This window comes from Ochrobactrum sp. Q0168, assembly GCF_016427605.1.
In the GTDB taxonomy this organism is placed as follows: domain Bacteria; phylum Pseudomonadota; class Alphaproteobacteria; order Rhizobiales; family Rhizobiaceae; genus Brucella.
In genome coordinates this window covers 426126-442562 of sequence record NZ_JAELXQ010000001.1, presented here as the reverse complement: position 1 = coordinate 442562, position 16437 = coordinate 426126, and the positions used below count along the sequence as shown (strand labels likewise).

The following is a 16437-nucleotide window of genomic DNA, read 5'->3' as shown; positions in this document are numbered from 1 at the left end:
TGCCGGGCTTGGCTCTCCAAGTATGAACCGAAGCACGCTGTGCGACCTGCCTCATGATGAAAGGGGGCGTCGGTGTGGCAGTCGGGTCGAAAGGCCTGAGAAAGGACTTGAATTATGACGGGTATTGAAGACAAGACCCCGATGGGTGGATCGGAAGCGGGCGGTGCAGACGGGCTTTATGCTGTTCTTCCGTTGCGCGATATTGTGGTCTTCCCGCACATGATCGTTCCGCTTTTTGTAGGACGCGAAAAGTCTATTCGCGCTCTGGAAGAAGTGATGGGCGTCGATAAGCAGATATTGCTTGCGACCCAGAAAAATGCTGCCGACGACGATCCGGCACCAGACGCGATTTATGAGATTGGCACCATCGCCAATGTGCTTCAGCTTTTGAAGTTGCCGGACGGCACCGTAAAGGTGCTGGTCGAGGGCACAGCACGCGCCAAGGTTTCCAAGTTTACGGATCGTGAGGACTATCACGAAGCGTATGCTGCGGCTTTGCCGGAGCCGGAAGAAGATGCCGTCGAAATCGAGGCTCTGGCCCGTTCGGTGGTTTCCGACTTCGAAAACTACGTCAAGCTGAACAAGAAGATTTCGCCGGAAGTGGTTGGCGCTGCCAGCCAGATCGACGATTATTCCAAGCTTGCCGATACGGTTGCTTCGCATCTCGCGATCAAGATTCCTGAAAAGCAGGAAATGCTGTCCATTCTCTCGGTGCGTGAGCGTCTTGAGAAGGCTCTTTCCTTCATGGAAGCCGAAATTTCGGTTCTGCAGGTTGAGAAGCGTATCCGCTCGCGCGTCAAGCGCCAGATGGAGAAGACGCAGCGCGAATATTATCTCAATGAGCAGATGAAGGCGATCCAGAAGGAGCTTGGTGACGGCGAGGACGGTCGCGATGAAGCGGCTGAACTGGAAGAACGCATCAACAAGACCAAGCTTTCCAAGGAAGCTCGCGAAAAGGCCCAGGCTGAGCTGAAGAAGCTGCGCACCATGAGCCCGATGTCTGCTGAAGCGACGGTTGTGCGTAATTATCTCGACTGGCTGCTCTCCATTCCATGGGGCAAGAAGTCGAAGGTCAAGCAGGATCTGAACTTCGCGGAAGAAGTGCTCAACAACGATCACTTCGGTCTCGACAAGGTCAAGGAACGCATCGTCGAATATCTCGCGGTGCAAGCGCGTTCGACCAAGATCAAGGGCCCGATCATCTGCCTCGTTGGACCTCCCGGCGTCGGCAAGACCTCGCTTGCGCGCTCCATCGCCAAAGCGACCGGTCGTGAATATGTCCGTATGTCGCTTGGCGGCGTGCGCGACGAGGCTGAAATCCGCGGTCACCGCCGCACCTATATCGGCTCGATGCCCGGCAAGGTCATCCAGTCGATGAAGAAAGCGAAGAAGTCCAACCCGCTCTTCCTGCTCGATGAAATCGACAAGATGGGCCAGGATTTCCGCGGTGATCCGTCGTCGGCAATGCTCGAGGTGCTGGATCCGGAACAGAACGCAACCTTCATGGATCATTACCTTGAGGTTGAATACGACCTGTCCAACGTCATGTTCGTGACGACCGCCAATACGCTGAACATCCCCGGTCCTTTGCTGGATCGTATGGAGATCATCCGTATCGCCGGTTACACCGAGGATGAAAAGCTGGAGATCGCCAAGCGGCACCTGCTGCCGAAGGCTATTAAGGACCATGCTTTGCAGCCGAAGGAGTTCACGATCACAGACGATGCATTGCGCAATGTGATCCGCCTTTACACCCGGGAAGCCGGTGTGCGCAGCCTTGAGCGCGAGATGATGACTCTCGCCCGTAAGGCCGTCACCGAAATCCTGAAGTCGAAGAAGAAGTCGGTGAAGATCACCGACAAGAATCTCTCCGACTATCTGGGTGTGGAGCGTTTCCGCTTCGGTCAGATTGACGGCGAAGATCAGGTCGGTGTTGTCACCGGCTTGGCATGGACGGAAGTTGGCGGCGAATTGCTGACCATCGAAGGTGTCATGATGCCCGGCAAGGGTCGCATGACCGTCACGGGTAACCTGCGTGACGTGATGAAGGAATCGATTTCGGCTGCGGCATCCTATGTTCGCAGCAGAGCCGTTGATTTCGGCATCGAGCCTCCGCTGTTCGACAAGCGCGACATCCACGTCCACGTGCCGGAAGGTGCGACGCCGAAGGACGGTCCGTCCGCAGGTATCGCCATGGTCACGACCATCGTGTCCGTGCTGACCGGAATTCCGGTTCGCAAGGATATCGCAATGACCGGTGAAGTGACGCTGCGCGGTCGGGTTCTGCCGATCGGCGGCCTGAAGGAAAAGCTTCTCGCGGCTCTGCGCGGCGGCATCAAGAAGGTTCTGATCCCGGAAGAAAACGCCAAGGATCTGGCGGATATTCCGGACAATGTGAAGAACAATCTTGAGATCGTTCCGGTGTCTCGCGTCGGTGAAGTTCTGAAGCACGCACTCGTGCGTCAGCCCGAACCGATCGAGTGGACCGAGCCCGAAGCACCTGCAGCCGTGCCTGCGGTTGACGATGAAGCAGGCGTTACAACAGCGCATTGACAGTCGATAAGACGACCAAGCAACAAAATGCCGGGCCAAAAGCCCGGCATTTCTGTGTTTAACCCCAGAAAACCGGGCTTTTTTGCCATTGACAGGCTTGGTTTGGCGAGCGTTTCGAATAAACTCCGCCCAATCCGGTCACGTTATCCGTTCCGGTAGGTAAAGAAAGGAAATGCCAATGAACAAGAACGAATTGGTTGCCGCAGTCGCGGAAAAGGGCGGTTTGACGAAGGCTGATGCCGGTACGGCTGTTGACGCTGTGCTCGCTGCTGTCACCGGCGCACTGAAGGCTGGTGAAGAAGTCCGCCTGCCGGGCTTCGGCGTTTTCTCCGTTTCGCACCGTGCAGCTTCGACCGGCCGCAATCCGTCGACCGGCAAGGAAGTTGCTATTCCGGCTCGCAACGTGCCGAAGTTCTCGGCCGGCAAGGGCTTGAAGGATGCCGTCAACGGCTAATGCATGATCTCGGAAAGCCGACAGGCTTTTCGAAGCATTAATGTGTGAAGGCAAGATTTCGGTCGCTGGGTGATGAACGTGAGCGGCTGTCGAGAAGGCCCGGCTCGTCCGGGCTTTTTTCTTTTTAACGGTCAGGGTTGCCTTCGCATCCGTCGGGAATCCAAGATGTGCTACTATGAGTTGATGAGCGCTCGTTGTCACAGCGAACGTCTCATTTAATATCCATCTGGAGCACCGCCCTTGCAGATCGATAAGCATGATGAAGCTATCTTATATGAAGAGTTTCAACGCACTCATGCTGGTGGCTTGATTACGCCTGCGTCGCAAGACGTTCCTAACGTTGATTTCTCCAGCGATGGCACAGCGCGTGAGTGTCGAATATGGGATGGTTATCTTGATGCGAGCTGTTTGCTTCTTAAGACAGTCGTAGATGATTGGCCTCGCGCAAACAATCTCATCTTTCCGGCTTTGTTTAATCTTCGTCACGCTATCGAGGTCGCTCTGAAGTGGCATATTAAATATGCTGGAGGCACCGTTCCTAAACGAGCTGGACACGACCTCCGCATCTTGATGGATACTTTTTGCAGTGTCGTTGCTGAATTAGACGATGAAGACAGCTGCATCGCGCCTGACAACTTCTTAAGATGTATTGGGGAGATAGCTTCTCTCGATCCCCGCGGCATAACATTTCGCTATTCGTCCGAGCATGACGGCTCACCAATAAGAATAACGTCTGAGATTTGGGATATTCGTGCCTTGTATTTTGGAGTCTCGGATTTCGGTGTCGTGTTGGATGATCTGTCGAACAGGATCGAGCGCAGTTGGCTTGAAGCTGACCGGAAAGTCCGAAATTTGGAAACTTCCGCGTGAGAGGATCTATGAAAAAAAGCCGGGTGCTAGACCCGGCCTTTTCATCTTTACGACTGTCGAGCTGCGCTTACTCCGCAGCCTCTGAGTTCCGCTTGGGGCGTCGCTCCAGCAGTTCCTTGAGGAAATGGCCGGTATAAGAGCGCTTTTCCTTCACGATATCTTCCGGACGTCCCACGGCAACGATCTCGCCACCGCCATCGCCGCCTTCAGGGCCAAGATCGATCACCCAGTCGGCAGTCTTGATGACTTCGAGATTGTGCTCGATAACCACGACCGTATTGCCCTGTTCGACCAGCTCATGCAGCACTTCGAGCAGCTTCGCCACATCGTGGAAATGGAGGCCGGTGGTCGGCTCGTCGAGGATATAGAGCGTGCGTCCGGTTGCGCGGCGCGACAGTTCCTTCGCGAGCTTCACACGCTGCGCTTCGCCGCCCGAAAGCGTTGTCGCCTGCTGCCCAACCTTGATATAGCCGAGGCCAACCTTGACCAGCGTTTCCAGCTTGTCGCGCACGGCAGGCACGGCGGAGAAGAACTCCGCGCCTTCCTCGACCGTCATATCCAACACATCGGCGATGGACTTGCCCTTGAACAGCACTTCCAGCGTTTCACGATTGTAGCGCTTGCCGTGGCAGACGTCACAGGTCACATACACGTCCGGCAGGAAGTGCATTTCGATCTTGATGACACCGTCGCCCTGACAGGCTTCGCAGCGTCCGCCCTTCACGTTGAAAGAGAAGCGACCCGGCTGATAGCCGCGCGCCTTGGCTTCCGGCAGGCCCGCGAACCAGTCACGGATCGGCGTGAAAGCGCCGGTATAGGTCGCCGGATTGGAGCGCGGCGTACGTCCAATTGGCGACTGGTCGATATCAATGACCTTGTCGAGGAACTCCAGCCCTTCGATGCGATCATGTTCTGCCGGATGTTCGCGGGAACCCATGATGCGGCGCGAAGCAGCCTTGAACAGCGTTTCAATCAGGAAGGTGGACTTGCCGCCGCCCGACACGCCGGTCACGGCGGTAAAGGTGCCGAGGGGAATATCCGCCGAGACATTTTTCAGATTGTTGCCGCGCGCACCGACAACGCGGATACGCTTGGTCTTGGAAATCTTGCGGCGTTCGGAGGGTACAGCGACTTCCATGACGCCTGACAGATATTTGCCGGTCAGCGAATTGGTATTGGACATGACGTCTTTCGGCGTGCCCTGCGCAATCACCTTGCCGCCGTGAACACCGGCTGCCGGGCCGATATCGACCACATAATCGGCAGTCAGGATAGCGTCTTCATCATGTTCCACGACGATGACCGTATTGCCAAGATCGCGCAGATGGCGAAGCGTGTCCAGCAGGCGGGCATTGTCGCGCTGATGCAGGCCGATGGACGGTTCGTCCAGCACATAGAGAACGCCGGTCAGACCGGAACCGATCTGGGAGGCGAGGCGGATACGCTGACTTTCGCCACCTGAAAGTGTGCCGGAATTGCGCGCCAATGTCAGATAATCGAGACCGACATCGTTGAGGAACTGCAGGCGCTCGCGGATTTCCTTGAGGATGCGCGCTGCAATTTCCCGCTGCTTATCGTTAAAGCTGCCATCAACGTCACGGAACCAGGCATCTGCCTTACGGATCGACATTTCAGTGATTTCACCGATATGTTTCATGCCGATTTTCACGGCCAGCGCTTCCGGCTTCAGGCGATAGCCATTGCAAGCCGGGCAGGGCGTCGAGGACATGAAGCGTTCAATCTCTTCACGCGACCAGGCGGAATCGGTTTCCTTCCAGCGGCGTTCCAGGTTCGGAATCACACCTTCGAAGGGCTTGGTGGTCTGATAGGAGCGCAGGCCGTCGTCATACTGGAAGGTGATCTCTTTCCCGTCCGTGCCATAAAGAATGGCGCGCTGCGATTCCTTGGATAGATCAGACCAGCGGGTGCCGACCTTGAAGCCATAGGCCTTGCCCAGCGCTTCCAGCGTCTGATTGTAATAGGGTGAAGATGACCGCGCCCAGGGCGCAATCGCTCCGTCTTTCAGCACTGCGCTTTCATCGGGAATAATCAGGTTCGGATCGATGGCTTGCTGCGTGCCAAGACCATCGCAGGTCGGGCAGGCGCCAAAGGGATTGTTGAACGAGAACAGGCGCGGCTCGATTTCGGGAATCGTGAAGCCGGAAACCGGGCAGGCGAATTTTTCCGAGAACAGAATGCGTTCGTGGGTTTCGTTGGCCGACTTGTTGGCTGCGCCACCTTCCGCCGTTTCTTCGGACGGAAGCGGCTTGTCGGCGAATTCAGCGACGGCCAGACCGTCGGCAAGTTTGAGGCACGTTTCGAGACTGTCGGCGAGGCGCGCGGTGAGGTCGGAGCGTACGACGACGCGGTCCACTACTACATCGATATCGTGCTTGTATTTCTTGTCGAGTGTCGGAACATCGGCAATCTCGTAGAAAGTGCCGTCGACCTTGACGCGCTGAAAACCCTTCTTCAAAAGCTCTGCCAGCTCTTTCTTGTACTCGCCCTTACGCCCGCGCACGATCGGCGCCAGAATATACAGACGCGTGCCTTCTTCCAGCGCGATGATGCGATCAACCATCTGGCTGACGGTCTGGCTTTCGATGGGGAGACCAGTTGCCGGCGAATAAGGCACGCCCACACGCGCGAAAAGAAGGCGCATATAGTCGTAGATTTCCGTAACAGTGCCGACGGTCGAGCGCGGATTACGGCTCGTTGTCTTCTGCTCAATGGAAATTGCGGGCGACAGACCGTCGATCTGGTCCACATCCGGCTTCTGCATCATTTCCAGAAACTGGCGCGCATAGGCCGAGAGGCTTTCCACGTAGCGGCGCTGGCCTTCCGCATAAATCGTGTCGAAGGCCAGCGACGACTTGCCCGAACCGGAAAGGCCCGTCATGACGATCAGCTTGTCGCGTGGCAAATCCAGATCGACATTTTTAAGATTGTGCTCGCGCGCGCCACGTATGGAAATGAATTTCTGATCGCTCATTCCGCGTCCTGCCTGCTTCGTGATGCCATGGATGGACTGGCTTCGGCTGTGAAACTGCCGCGCCAATCCCGTAATATGGGGCGACGCCCTCCAAAGAAGAAGGGGTTAGGTCATCCTAATTTGCGCTCTTGTAGCACCGGAACAAATATCGAACAACCAGCCTTCTGGTAGACGATACGAAATGTGAACGCAAGAGCGTTGACTGTCACTCCTGACAGGAGCACACTTCGAATACTCGCTGATGCGAAGAGGTATTGCGGTGGGATGACGCGATATCGGCAAGAGGTTCGCGGGAAGCGGGAAAATCCGGTAGGGAGGTAAAGGAGCATGAGTCCACCTGACTACACTGCCTAGCTTTCATAAAGATGAAAGCACAGTCGATCTTGGTCGCGGATGCATTCTTTCGTAGGGAATGATGCGCCGTTGATAAGAAGGTTGATTGCCGACAATCTACATATGCGCGGAAATCGAATGGCCGCGCGCCTTCGAATTCCGAAAGATTTTGTCGACGAATTACTGCCGACATATGAGCATTGCTCCAACCCAAGCCCCGCGTGCCAAAGAAACAGTGAGCGGCGGGGCTTTTTCTTGTCTGACTGTGACGCGCTTTGTTGAATCTTCGGCTGCCGCTATGTTGCGGGGAAGGCATTCTCGTCGCTATTCACTGGACCTCGTTAAAAAATGAGGGATGTTTTGTCGATTTGATACCGCGAACACTTGCATTTTGAACAAAACAAGAACATAAACTCTGTGGACATTGGCATTTCGTTGTACTGGAATTGAGCGCTCCACGCGCCAGTCCTGTAAGGTAATGGATGAGTTTCAGGTGATGGCGCAGCTCATGCGCCTGATCCTTCTTTAGGAAAGCACTTTGTGAGGATTTCATATCTGGCGAAGTGCTTAAGAGACCCGGAGTAGGTTTTCGATGGCTGGTAGCGTCAACAAGGTCATTCTGGTCGGCAATCTCGGTGCCGATCCGGAAATTCGTCGTCTGAACTCAGGCGATGTGGTTGCCAATCTGCGTATTGCGACCTCGGAAAGCTGGCGTGATCGCCAGTCCGGCGAGCGCAAGGACCGCACCGAGTGGCACAGCGTTGTCATTTTTAACGAAAACCTTGCCAAGGTCGCAGAACAATATCTGAAGAAGGGCGCCAAGGTTTATATCGAAGGCGCGCTCCAGACCCGCAAGTGGCAGGATCAGAACGGCAATGACCGTTATTCGACGGAAGTTGTGCTCCAGAAATTCCGCGGTGAGCTTCAGATGCTCGACAGCCGTGGCGAAGGCGGCGATCAGGGCCGTTCTTTTGATCGCGGCAGCGGCGGTGGGCGCAGCCAAATGTCGGATTATTCCGGCGGCGGTGGCGATTTCGGGTCGTCCGGCCCGTCTTCTTCGGGTGGCGGCGGTGGCGGTGGCTTCTCCCGCGATCTCGACGACGAAATTCCATTTTGATGAATTTGACGGGCGCTTTAGGCGCCCGTTTCATTTGGGCTTTTTTGCTTGTTAAATCAAAACATCATATATTTACATTATCTTTTTGATTAATAATATTATTATTGAATTTGCCTGCTTAGTAAGTCTCAATTGAAAACTCCATGCGGTCTGCGGAAAAGCGCGTCAGCGAATACTGGATCGGCTGACCATCCGTATCCACATTGATGGCGCGCGCCACCAGCACGATAGCGCCGGGTGAGAGATTCAGATGTTTCAGATCATCTGAATCAGCATGTTGGGCCGATATGGTTGTCGATTTGCGGAAATAATCCTTGATCCCGGCTTTTCGGAGCGCCCAGGTTATGGATCCATTCTCAGCATAGTCGGCGGCAAAATCGGGAAAGCGCGCCGCATCCACCCAGTGCGTTGCGCGCGATACGGGACGCCCGTCCGCACTATGCGCCGTTTCAAGTTTCGTGACTTCGCTGCCCGCAGCGATGCCCAAGGCGTCTGCTATGTCAGCAGTTGCCGCCTCGGTTTCACTGCTGAGCAATATGCCTTTCACTTCGCTGGCCTGCGTGCCCAGCGATTGTGAAATGCGGGTCCGTGGGCCGATCTGGTAGGTCAGGCGCTTGGCATTGGCGACGAATGTGCCGCGACCTTGTTCCGCGCGAAGAACGCCTTCCTGAGTCAATGCCGCGATGGCGCTACGTACCGTATGGCGGTTGACACCGAAGCGATCCGCAAGTTCCATTTCGGCAGGCATGCGCGCGCCGGATTGAAGTTTCCCGGCCATGATATCGCCGCGTATCTCATCGGCAATCTGCCGCCAGATCGCCACGCCGCTGTTTCTTTCAATTCGTCTGGTCTTTGTCATCAACTGTCATCGTCCTGTCATTGGCAGGGGGTATTAATTCTGGTATTGTATGGTTGTCTAGATAAATAGACAAATATGCGAAGCAAGTCAACGGAATTGAACAGGGCGGAAAAGCTCATGCAAACGACAGAGCCCAAGGCAGGCAATGGCACTGCCGCCGGGGGGATTCACGCCTCGACCAGCAACGACAAGTCCGGCAACAGCAAGGCGCTTGACGCGGTGAAAGCTGCACGACAGGCCAGCATGGCAACGCTTGCACAGGCAAGCGGCGAAGAGCTGAAAGCTTTTTGGCAGGAATGGTCGGACAAGCCTGATTTCGAAATTCTCCGTGGTCCAGAAACCGGACTGGTGATGCTGCGCGGCCGTATCGGCGGTGGCGGTGCGCCTTTCAATGTTGGTGAGGCGACGGTGACCCGCGCTACGGTGCGTCTGGCAGATGGTTCGGTCGGGCATTCCTATGCGCTCGGTCGCGATCAGGAAAAGGCGCGACTGGCCGCTCTGTTCGATGCGCTGTGGATCGACGAAGCGCGCCGCGATGCGGTGGAAGGTCAGGTCCTCGACGCTTTGCGCAACCGGCTGGAGCAGGTCGACGCAAAGCTAAGCAGCGAAGCCGCTGCCACCAAAGTTGATTTCTTCACCATGGTTCGGGGAGACAATTGATGCTGCATCCTTCACCCCCTTCATCTCCCGCTTTTGAAGGCGGTCTGGTAAATCCTGTCACGGACGCCCAATCGGCATTTCACGCGGTCATGCATGCGATGGCCAATCCGGGCCGCGTTTATGCTCTGGCGCGTGCGGCCACGCCGCCGCTGCCACTGACACCGGAACTGGGCGTCATCGCTGCTACCTTGCTCGACCATGACGCCACCGTCTGGTGCGACCGTGCCATTGCAGCCAGTGCAGACGCTACAGCCTGGCTGACCTTTCAAACCGGCGCGCCGCAGGTGGATCGCTCGGCTTCCGCGCAATTCGCACTGATTACCGATGCTGCGCTGGCGCCGTCATTTGCGGAGTTTTCGCAAGGCGAGCCGGAATTTCCTGACCGCTCGACGACGGTGGTTCTGGCGGTCAAGTCGTTTGAAAGCGGGCAGAGCCTTGTTCTGAAAGGACCCGGCATTGACGGTGAGCGAAAAATTCACATCGACGGTCTTCCGCAAGACTTCGTTACGCAGTGGCGCGACAACGGTGCGCAATTTCCGCTCGGTGTCGATCTGGTCCTGGCTTGTGAAAGTGCGGTCATCGCATTTCCGCGCACCACGCGCATAACCAAACTGGAGGGCTGAACATGTATGTTGCGGTCAAGGGTGGCGAAACAGCCATCCGTAACGCCCACCGACTTCTCGATGATCGCCGCCGAGGTGATCGTGCGGTGCCTGCACTGCGTCTGGATCAGATCGTCGAACAGCTTGCGCTGGCCGTTGATCGTGTGATGGCGGAAGGTTCGCTCTATGATCGCGAGCTGGCCGCGCTCGCCGTGCGCCAGTCGCGCGGCGATCTGATCGAGGCTATTTTCCTCGTGCGCGCCTATCGCACCACATTGCCGCGCTTTGGCTATTCCCGCCCGATGGAAACCGGACAGATGCTGATCGAGCGACGCATTTCCGCGACCTATAAGGATCTACCGGGCGGCCAGTTGCTTGGTCCGACCTTCGACTACACCCACCGTCTTCTCGATCCGGATCTGGCGGGCGACGTTGCAGTACCGGAGCCCGAAGTGCGTGAAACCGAGAAGGAAGAGACGCCCCGCGTCACCGATATTCTCGGCGCGAACGGTATGATCGAGGAGGATGGTTCTCTGCCGGAAGGTCACGAACCGGGCGATCTGACCCGCGAGCCGTGGACATTCCCAATGGAACGTGATCTGCGCTTGCAGGCGCTGGCGCGCGGCGATGAAGGCTTCCTTCTCGCGCTCGGCTATTCCACCCAGCGCGGCTATGGCAACACCCACCCCTTCGTCGGCGAAATCCGCATCGGCAAAGTGGAGGTCGAATTCGACGTGCCGGAACTGGGCTTTGCCGTCTCGCTTGGCCGGGTGCAATTGACCGAGTGCCAGATGGTCAACCAGTTCAAGGGCTCCGCAAAGCAGCCGCCACAATTCACGCGTGGCTATGGTCTGGTGTTCGGCCAGAGCGAGCGCAAGGCTATGTCCATGTCGCTTTGCGACCGCGCCTTGCGGGTTCGTGACTTCGATACGGACGTGACCGCGCCCGCGCAGGATGAGGAATTCGTCATTTCCCACTCCGACAATGTGCAGTCGACCGGCTTTGTGGAGCATTTGAAACTGCCGCATTACGTCGATTTTCAGGCTGAACTCGAACTCATCCGCAGCATGCGTGCGGAATACGAGAAAACGCAAAATCAGGCTGAAGCTCCAGTAAAGGAGGCCGCAGAATGAGTGATCTGGCCAATTACAATTTCGCCTATCTGGACGAACAGACCAAGCGCATGATCCGCCGCGCCATATTGAAGGCCATTGCGGTGCCCGGCTATCAGGTGCCATTTGCCAGCCGCGAAATGCCGATGCCTTATGGCTGGGGCACGGGCGGCGTGCAGGTGACGGCTTCCATTCTTGGGCCGGACGATGTGCTGAAGGTCATCGATCAGGGCGCAGACGACACCACCAATGCCGTTTCGATCCGCGCGTTTTTCCAGAAGACCGCCAATGTGGCCGTGACCACGCATACCGGTGAGGCGACGATCATCCAGACGCGCCACCGCATTCCGGAATATCCGCTGACCGAAGGGCAGGTGATCGTCTATCAGGTGCCGATCCCGGAACCGCTGCGCTTTCTGGAACCGCGCGAGACGGAAACGCGCAAGATGCATGCGCTCGCCGAATATGGCCTCATGCATGTGAAGCTTTATGAGGATATCGCGCGTCACGGCCAGATCGCCAAGACCTATGATTATCCGGTGATGATCGAAGGTCGCTACGTCATGGCCCCATCGCCGACGCCGAAATTCGACAACCCGAAGATGCATATGTCGCCTGCCTTGCAGCTGTTCGGCGCGGGTCGCGAAAAGCGCATCTACGCCGTTCCGCCATACACGCAGGTCGTGAGCCTCGATTTCGAGGATCATCCGTTTGAAGTGCAAAAGTTCAAGGAACCTTGCGCGCTATGCGGCGCAAGAGGCGTCTATCTGGACGAAGTCGTGCTCGATGATCGCGGCGGCTCGATGTTCGTGTGCTCGGACACCGATTATTGCGAAGACCGTCAGGCAAAAGGCCATTTCGGTCATCTGGCCGCTAATAACGAGGCCGCAGCCAAGGAAACAGTAAGATGAATGACGAACCTCTGCTGAGAGTGAACAGCCTGTCGAAGTTCTACGGCAGCCGCCGTGGTTGCGAGGATATCTCCTTCAATCTTTGGCCCGGCGAGGTTCTGGCCATTGTCGGGGAATCCGGTTCGGGCAAGACGACGCTGCTCAACAGCCTTGCGACCCGTCTGGAACCGACATCTGGCACCGTTGAATACCGGATGCGCGATGGCGAATTTCGTGATCTGTACAAGATCGGCGAGGCCGAGCGCCGTTTCCTGATGCGTACTGATTGGGGTTTTGTCCACCAGAACCCCGCTGATGGTCTGCGCATGACGGTTTCGGCTGGCGCCAATGTCGGCGAGCGCCTGATGGCGGTGGGTGAACGCCACTATGGCCATATCCGCTCCACGGCGACCGAGTGGCTTGGCCGCGTGGAAATCGCATCGGACCGTATCGACGATCAGCCGCGGGCGTTTTCAGGCGGTATGCGCCAACGTTTGCAGATCGCGCGCAATCTCGTCACCGCACCGCGACTGGTGTTCATGGACGAGCCGACCGGCGGTCTCGACGTTTCGGTGCAGGCCCGCCTGCTCGATCTCTTGCGCGGGCTTGTCAATGATCTGGGGCTTTCGGTCATCATCGTGACGCATGATCTGGCCGTAGCGCGGCTTCTGTCGCACCGTATCATGGTCATGAAAGACGGTCATATTGTCGAGCAAGGTCTGACGGATCGCGTGCTGGATGACCCGCAAGCGCCTTATACGCAGTTGCTCGTATCATCGATCCTACAAGTATAGATCAATTAAAACAGATATTTATCGCATGTTCTTCCCAAAATGGCGGAACTTCATGCGTGAGGTGAAAAATGTCTATGTTGCAAACATCCGTTTCGCAGGTCGTGCCGCCACTGGTCGTTTCCGGCGTAACCAAAACCTTCACTATGCATTTGCAGGGCGGCATAGAACTGCCGGTCGTGCATGGCGTGAGTTTTGAACTCAACGCCGGTGAATGCGCCGTGCTTGGCGGCCCATCAGGCGCGGGCAAAAGCTCGATCCTGAAAATGGTCTATGGCAATTATGCGGTAAACGGCGGCTCCATCCTGATCCAGCATGCGGATCGCGCGGTCGATCTGGCCACAGCCGATCCCCGCGAAGTGCTTGGCGTTCGCCGTGATACGATTGGCTATGTCAGCCAGTTTCTGCGTACGCTGCCGCGTGTGGCGGCTATCGATGTGGTGGCCGAACCGTTGATTGCGCGCGGTGCCGATCACGACATGGCGCTGAATCGTGCCCGGGAGTTGCTGGCCAAGCTCAACCTGCCGGAACGGCTCTGGGCGCTGCCGCCTGCAACCTTTTCCGGCGGCGAACAGCAGCGCGTCAACATCGCTCGCGGCTTCATCACCGATCATCCGGTGTTGCTGCTGGACGAACCGACAGCTTCGCTCGACGCGAAGAACCGCGCGGTCGTGGTGGATCTGATCAAGACCAAGAAGGCTGAAGGTGTTGCGATGCTCGGCATCTTCCATGACGAGGATGTGCGTGAGGAAGTGGCCGACCGCATTATCGACGTCACCGCCTTTTCGCCGAGGGCAGCGGCATGACCAAGCTCTCGGTTGAACCCCTGGTTCACGAAACGGCGGACGTCAGCGGCAGCAAGCTTGGCCGCTACACGGAAGTCGGCGCGCGCAGCCGTCTGTCGGAAACGGTGCTGGATGATTACTCCTATCTCGGCATCGATTGCGAAATCTGGTGCGCGGAAATCGGCAAATTCTCCAACATCGCCAGCCATGTGCGCATCAACGCCACCAATCATCCGACCTGGCGTCCGACCCTGCATCATTTCACCTATCGCGCAGGCGATTATTGGCCGGATGCGGAGAATGAGGCTGAGTTCTTCGACTGGCGTCGCGGCAATGCGGTGAAGATCGGCCATGACACCTGGCTCGGTCATGGATCGACCATTCTGCCGGGCGTCACCGTGGGCAATGGCGCGGTGATCGGTGCCGGTGCGGTCGTCAGCAAGGATGTTGCACCTTACACGATTGTCGGCGGTGTCCCGGCGCGTCTCATCCGTGAGCGTTTTGACGCCGCAACCGGCAATCGCCTCGACCGGCTGGCCTGGTGGGACTGGAGCCATGAACGCCTGCGCGGCGCGCTCGACGACTTCCGCGCGCTCGATATCGAAACTTTTCTCTCGAAATATGAAACTGCCGCCAATACGAGGGCGGTCATGAAAGAGCTTTCTCATGGCTAATGAAATCGTTCTCAAAAATGCGCGTATCGTGCTTGCCGACGAGGTCGTTTCCGGCTCCATCCTGATCCGCAACGGCAAGATCGCCGCTATCGATCAGGGCAATGTGAATGGCGGCGAGGATATGGATGGCGATTATGTCATTCCCGGCCTGATCGAACTCCATACCGACCAGCTGGAATCGCATTATGCGCCGCGCCCCAAGGTGCGTTGGAACGTGGATGCCGCCGTTCAGGCCCACGACGCACAGGTTGCCGCATCGGGCATCACCACTGTCTTCGATGCTATGCGGGTCGGTTCCGATTACGATCGCGACTTCGTCGGCAAGGATATGCGTCTGCTGGCGGATGCGATTGAAAGCGGTGTGCGCGAAAATCGTCTGCGCGCTGACCATTTCCTGCATCTGCGCTGCGAAGTTTCCGCAGCTGATTGTCTGGAAGGCTTTGCACTGTTTGAAAACGATGATCGGGTGAAGCTCGCTTCGCTGATGGATCATGCGCCGGGACAGCGCCAGTTCGCGGAGATCGAAACCTATCGCACCTATTACATGCGCAAGCTGAAACTCAACGATGAAGAGTTTCGTTTGCATTGCGAACAGCGCATGGCCGATTCTGACGCCTATTCGGCCAAGCATCGCCGGGCGATTGCCGATATGTCGGGCGCACGCGGTATCGTTCTGGCAAGTCATGACGACGCCACCAGCGCCCATGTCGATGAATCGCTGGATCACGGCGTCCGGATTGCAGAATTTCCGACCACCCTGGAAGCGGCTTCAGCCTCCAAGGACGCAGGCCTGTCCATCTTGATGGGCGCGCCAAATATTGTTCGCGGCGGCTCGCATTCCGGCAATATCGCCGCCCGCGATCTGGTGGATAATGGCAGCCTCGATATTCTATCGTCGGATTACATCCCGTTCAGCCTGATCCAATCGGCTTTCGGGCTTGCTTCCGGCGAGCGTCCGATTGGGCTGCCTGAGGCTATTCGTCTCGTCAGCAAAAACCCTGCCGATGCAATACGCATGGATGACCGCGGCGAAATTGCTGTCGGTAAGCGCGCCGATCTGGTACGAGCCCGCACCAGAAGTGCGATCCCGGTGGTGCGCACCGTCTGGCGTGAAGGTGAGCGGGTGCTCTGATGCGAATGGAGAATGTCCGGCCGAAAGGCTGTTTCGTTGCCGTTGTCGGCCCCAGCGGGGCCGGCAAGGATACGATCATGGATGGCGCGCGCATGGCGCTTGCGGGCGATGCGCGATTTCATTTTGTACGCCGCATCGTCACGCGTCCGCAAATGCCTGGAACCGAGGATCACGACAGTCTGGATGAAGCGGCTTTTGCAAAAGCTGCAGGCGAGGGCGCCTTTGCGCTGCATTGGCGCGCCCACGGTCTCGATTATGGTCTGCCAAAGTCACTCGATACGCTGATCGATGGCGGAACCGTGGTGATTGCCAACCTCTCACGCCGCGTTCTGGACGATATGCGCAGGCTCTATCCATCGCGTTCGGTGGTCGTGATCAGTGCCCGGCCTGAGGTGCTGGTCGAGCGGCTTGCAAGCCGTGGGCGCGAGAGCCGGGAGGAAATTGCCTTGCGACTTTCGCGCGAAGTGAGCTTCGATGACGGAGCAGGCGATGTTGTCATAATAGACAATTCTGGCGATGTCATTGAATCCACAGGCGCCTTCATTCGTCACCTGATGGAAATCTATGAAGAAACAAAGGTTTAATTGATAGAGCTATAGTGGCGTGTAACTTT

General features: G+C 57.0%; 15 protein-coding genes and 1 pseudogene. 13 read left to right on the top strand and 3 right to left on the bottom strand.

Annotated features, from left to right (window positions below; genetic code table 11):
* The first annotated feature begins 114 nt into the window (after window positions 1-114).
* The 3 genes from lon to JAU75_RS02150 all read left to right on the top strand — a co-directional run bounded on the left by lon (window position 115) and on the right by JAU75_RS02150 (window position 3877).
* Window positions 115-2553: an endopeptidase La gene (gene lon, locus JAU75_RS02160; protein WP_199054217.1), complete on the top strand. Its 2439-nt coding sequence runs from the start codon at window positions 115-117 to the stop codon at window positions 2551-2553.
* Window positions 2554-2731: 178 nt separating this feature from the next.
* On the top strand, window positions 2732-3007 hold the full coding sequence (locus tag JAU75_RS02155) for an HU family DNA-binding protein (RefSeq protein WP_006470422.1): 276 nt from the start codon (window positions 2732-2734) through the stop codon (window positions 3005-3007).
* 240 nt (window positions 3008-3247) lie between these two features.
* Window positions 3248-3877 carry a hypothetical protein gene (locus JAU75_RS02150; protein WP_199054215.1) on the top strand — a complete coding sequence of 210 codons (630 nt, stop codon included), beginning with the start codon at window positions 3248-3250 and terminating at the stop codon, window positions 3875-3877.
* A 67-nt stretch (window positions 3878-3944) separates the two neighbouring features.
* Here JAU75_RS02150 and uvrA read toward each other — a convergent pair whose 3' ends face one another.
* Together uvrA and JAU75_RS24195 are read right to left on the bottom strand one after the other, a co-directional pair.
* Window positions 3945-6869, bottom strand: a complete 2925-nt coding sequence (gene uvrA / locus JAU75_RS02145; protein WP_199054213.1) for an excinuclease ABC subunit UvrA — start codon at window positions 6867-6869, stop codon at window positions 3945-3947.
* 110 nt (window positions 6870-6979) lie between these two features.
* Window positions 6980-7175, bottom strand: a pseudogene (locus JAU75_RS24195) (hypothetical protein).
* Window positions 7176-7794: 619 nt separating this feature from the next.
* Between JAU75_RS24195 and ssb the strand changes: the two are divergent.
* Window positions 7795-8319, top strand: coding sequence for a single-stranded DNA-binding protein (ssb, locus tag JAU75_RS02135; RefSeq protein ID WP_199054206.1), 525 nt, complete (start codon window positions 7795-7797; stop codon window positions 8317-8319).
* Window positions 8320-8437: 118 nt separating this feature from the next.
* On the opposite strand, the gene phnF is transcribed toward ssb, so the two are convergent.
* Window positions 8438-9181, bottom strand: a complete 744-nt coding sequence (gene phnF, locus JAU75_RS02130) for a phosphonate metabolism transcriptional regulator PhnF (protein WP_199054204.1) — start codon at window positions 9179-9181, stop codon at window positions 8438-8440.
* Between the two features lie 240 nt (window positions 9182-9421).
* Between phnF and phnG the strand changes: the two genes are divergently transcribed.
* From phnG to phnN, 9 genes are all read left to right on the top strand, one after another.
* The gene (phnG, locus tag JAU75_RS02125; RefSeq protein WP_247880375.1) at window positions 9422-9838 is read left to right on the top strand and encodes a phosphonate C-P lyase system protein PhnG; all 417 of its coding nucleotides are present in this window, start codon (window positions 9422-9424) and stop codon (window positions 9836-9838) included.
* The gene (phnH, locus tag JAU75_RS02120; protein WP_199054200.1) at window positions 9838-10461 is read left to right on the top strand and encodes a phosphonate C-P lyase system protein PhnH; all 624 of its coding nucleotides are present in this window, start codon (window positions 9838-9840) and stop codon (window positions 10459-10461) included. The genes phnG and phnH overlap by 1 nt, the downstream gene beginning before the upstream one ends.
* Before the next feature lie 2 nt (window positions 10462-10463).
* Complete coding sequence (locus JAU75_RS02115; protein ID WP_199054198.1) at window positions 10464-11573, top strand: carbon-phosphorus lyase complex subunit PhnI; 1110 nt, start codon at window positions 10464-10466, stop codon at window positions 11571-11573.
* Window positions 11570-12463, top strand: a complete 894-nt coding sequence (locus JAU75_RS02110; protein ID WP_199054196.1) for an alpha-D-ribose 1-methylphosphonate 5-phosphate C-P-lyase PhnJ — start codon at window positions 11570-11572, stop codon at window positions 12461-12463. Before JAU75_RS02115 ends, JAU75_RS02110 begins: the two co-directional genes overlap by 4 nt.
* On the top strand, window positions 12460-13236 hold the full coding sequence (gene phnK / locus JAU75_RS02105; protein ID WP_199054194.1) for a phosphonate C-P lyase system protein PhnK: 777 nt from the start codon (window positions 12460-12462) through the stop codon (window positions 13234-13236). The genes JAU75_RS02110 and phnK overlap by 4 nt, the downstream gene beginning before the upstream one ends.
* Before the next feature lie 68 nt (window positions 13237-13304).
* A complete protein-coding gene (phnL, locus tag JAU75_RS02100; protein ID WP_199054185.1) occupies window positions 13305-14039 on the top strand; it encodes a phosphonate C-P lyase system protein PhnL in 735 nt (244 codons plus the stop codon).
* The gene (locus JAU75_RS02095) at window positions 14036-14692 is read left to right on the top strand and encodes a DapH/DapD/GlmU-related protein (protein WP_199054183.1); all 657 of its coding nucleotides are present in this window, start codon (window positions 14036-14038) and stop codon (window positions 14690-14692) included. The genes phnL and JAU75_RS02095 overlap by 4 nt, the downstream gene beginning before the upstream one ends.
* The gene (locus tag JAU75_RS02090; protein WP_199054181.1) at window positions 14685-15824 is read left to right on the top strand and encodes an alpha-D-ribose 1-methylphosphonate 5-triphosphate diphosphatase; all 1140 of its coding nucleotides are present in this window, start codon (window positions 14685-14687) and stop codon (window positions 15822-15824) included. Before JAU75_RS02095 ends, JAU75_RS02090 begins: the two co-directional genes overlap by 8 nt.
* Window positions 15825-15829: 5 nt before the next feature.
* Window positions 15830-16408 carry a phosphonate metabolism protein/1,5-bisphosphokinase (PRPP-forming) PhnN gene (phnN, locus tag JAU75_RS02085; protein ID WP_199054896.1) on the top strand — a complete coding sequence of 193 codons (579 nt, stop codon included), beginning with the start codon at window positions 15830-15832 and terminating at the stop codon, window positions 16406-16408.
* Window positions 16409-16437: the final 29 nt, after the last annotated feature.

Bases quoted from the DNA above. Each gene is read 5' to 3' on its own strand.
- phnG (WP_247880375.1), top strand. From the start codon at position 9,422: ATGGCAACGCTTGCACAGGCAAGCGGCGAAGAGCTGAAAGCTTTTTGG.
- phnH (WP_199054200.1), top strand. From the start codon at position 9,838: ATGCTGCATCCTTCACCCCCTTCATCTCCCGCTTTTGAAGGCGGTCTG.
- phnN (WP_199054896.1), top strand. From the start codon at position 15,830: ATGGAGAATGTCCGGCCGAAAGGCTGTTTCGTTGCCGTTGTCGGCCCC.
- uvrA (WP_199054213.1), bottom strand. From the start codon at position 6,869: ATGAGCGATCAGAAATTCATTTCCATACGTGGCGCGCGCGAGCACAAT.
- ssb (WP_199054206.1), top strand. From the start codon at position 7,795: ATGGCTGGTAGCGTCAACAAGGTCATTCTGGTCGGCAATCTCGGTGCC.
- JAU75_RS02090 (WP_199054181.1), top strand. From the start codon at position 14,685: ATGGCTAATGAAATCGTTCTCAAAAATGCGCGTATCGTGCTTGCCGAC.
- JAU75_RS02115 (WP_199054198.1), top strand. From the start codon at position 10,464: ATGTATGTTGCGGTCAAGGGTGGCGAAACAGCCATCCGTAACGCCCAC.
- JAU75_RS02095 (WP_199054183.1), top strand. From the start codon at position 14,036: ATGACCAAGCTCTCGGTTGAACCCCTGGTTCACGAAACGGCGGACGTC.
- phnK (WP_199054194.1), top strand. From the start codon at position 12,460: ATGAATGACGAACCTCTGCTGAGAGTGAACAGCCTGTCGAAGTTCTAC.
- JAU75_RS02110 (WP_199054196.1), top strand. From the start codon at position 11,570: ATGAGTGATCTGGCCAATTACAATTTCGCCTATCTGGACGAACAGACC.
- phnL (WP_199054185.1), top strand. From the start codon at position 13,305: ATGTCTATGTTGCAAACATCCGTTTCGCAGGTCGTGCCGCCACTGGTC.
- lon (WP_199054217.1), top strand. From the start codon at position 115: ATGACGGGTATTGAAGACAAGACCCCGATGGGTGGATCGGAAGCGGGC.
- JAU75_RS02155 (WP_006470422.1), top strand. From the start codon at position 2,732: ATGAACAAGAACGAATTGGTTGCCGCAGTCGCGGAAAAGGGCGGTTTG.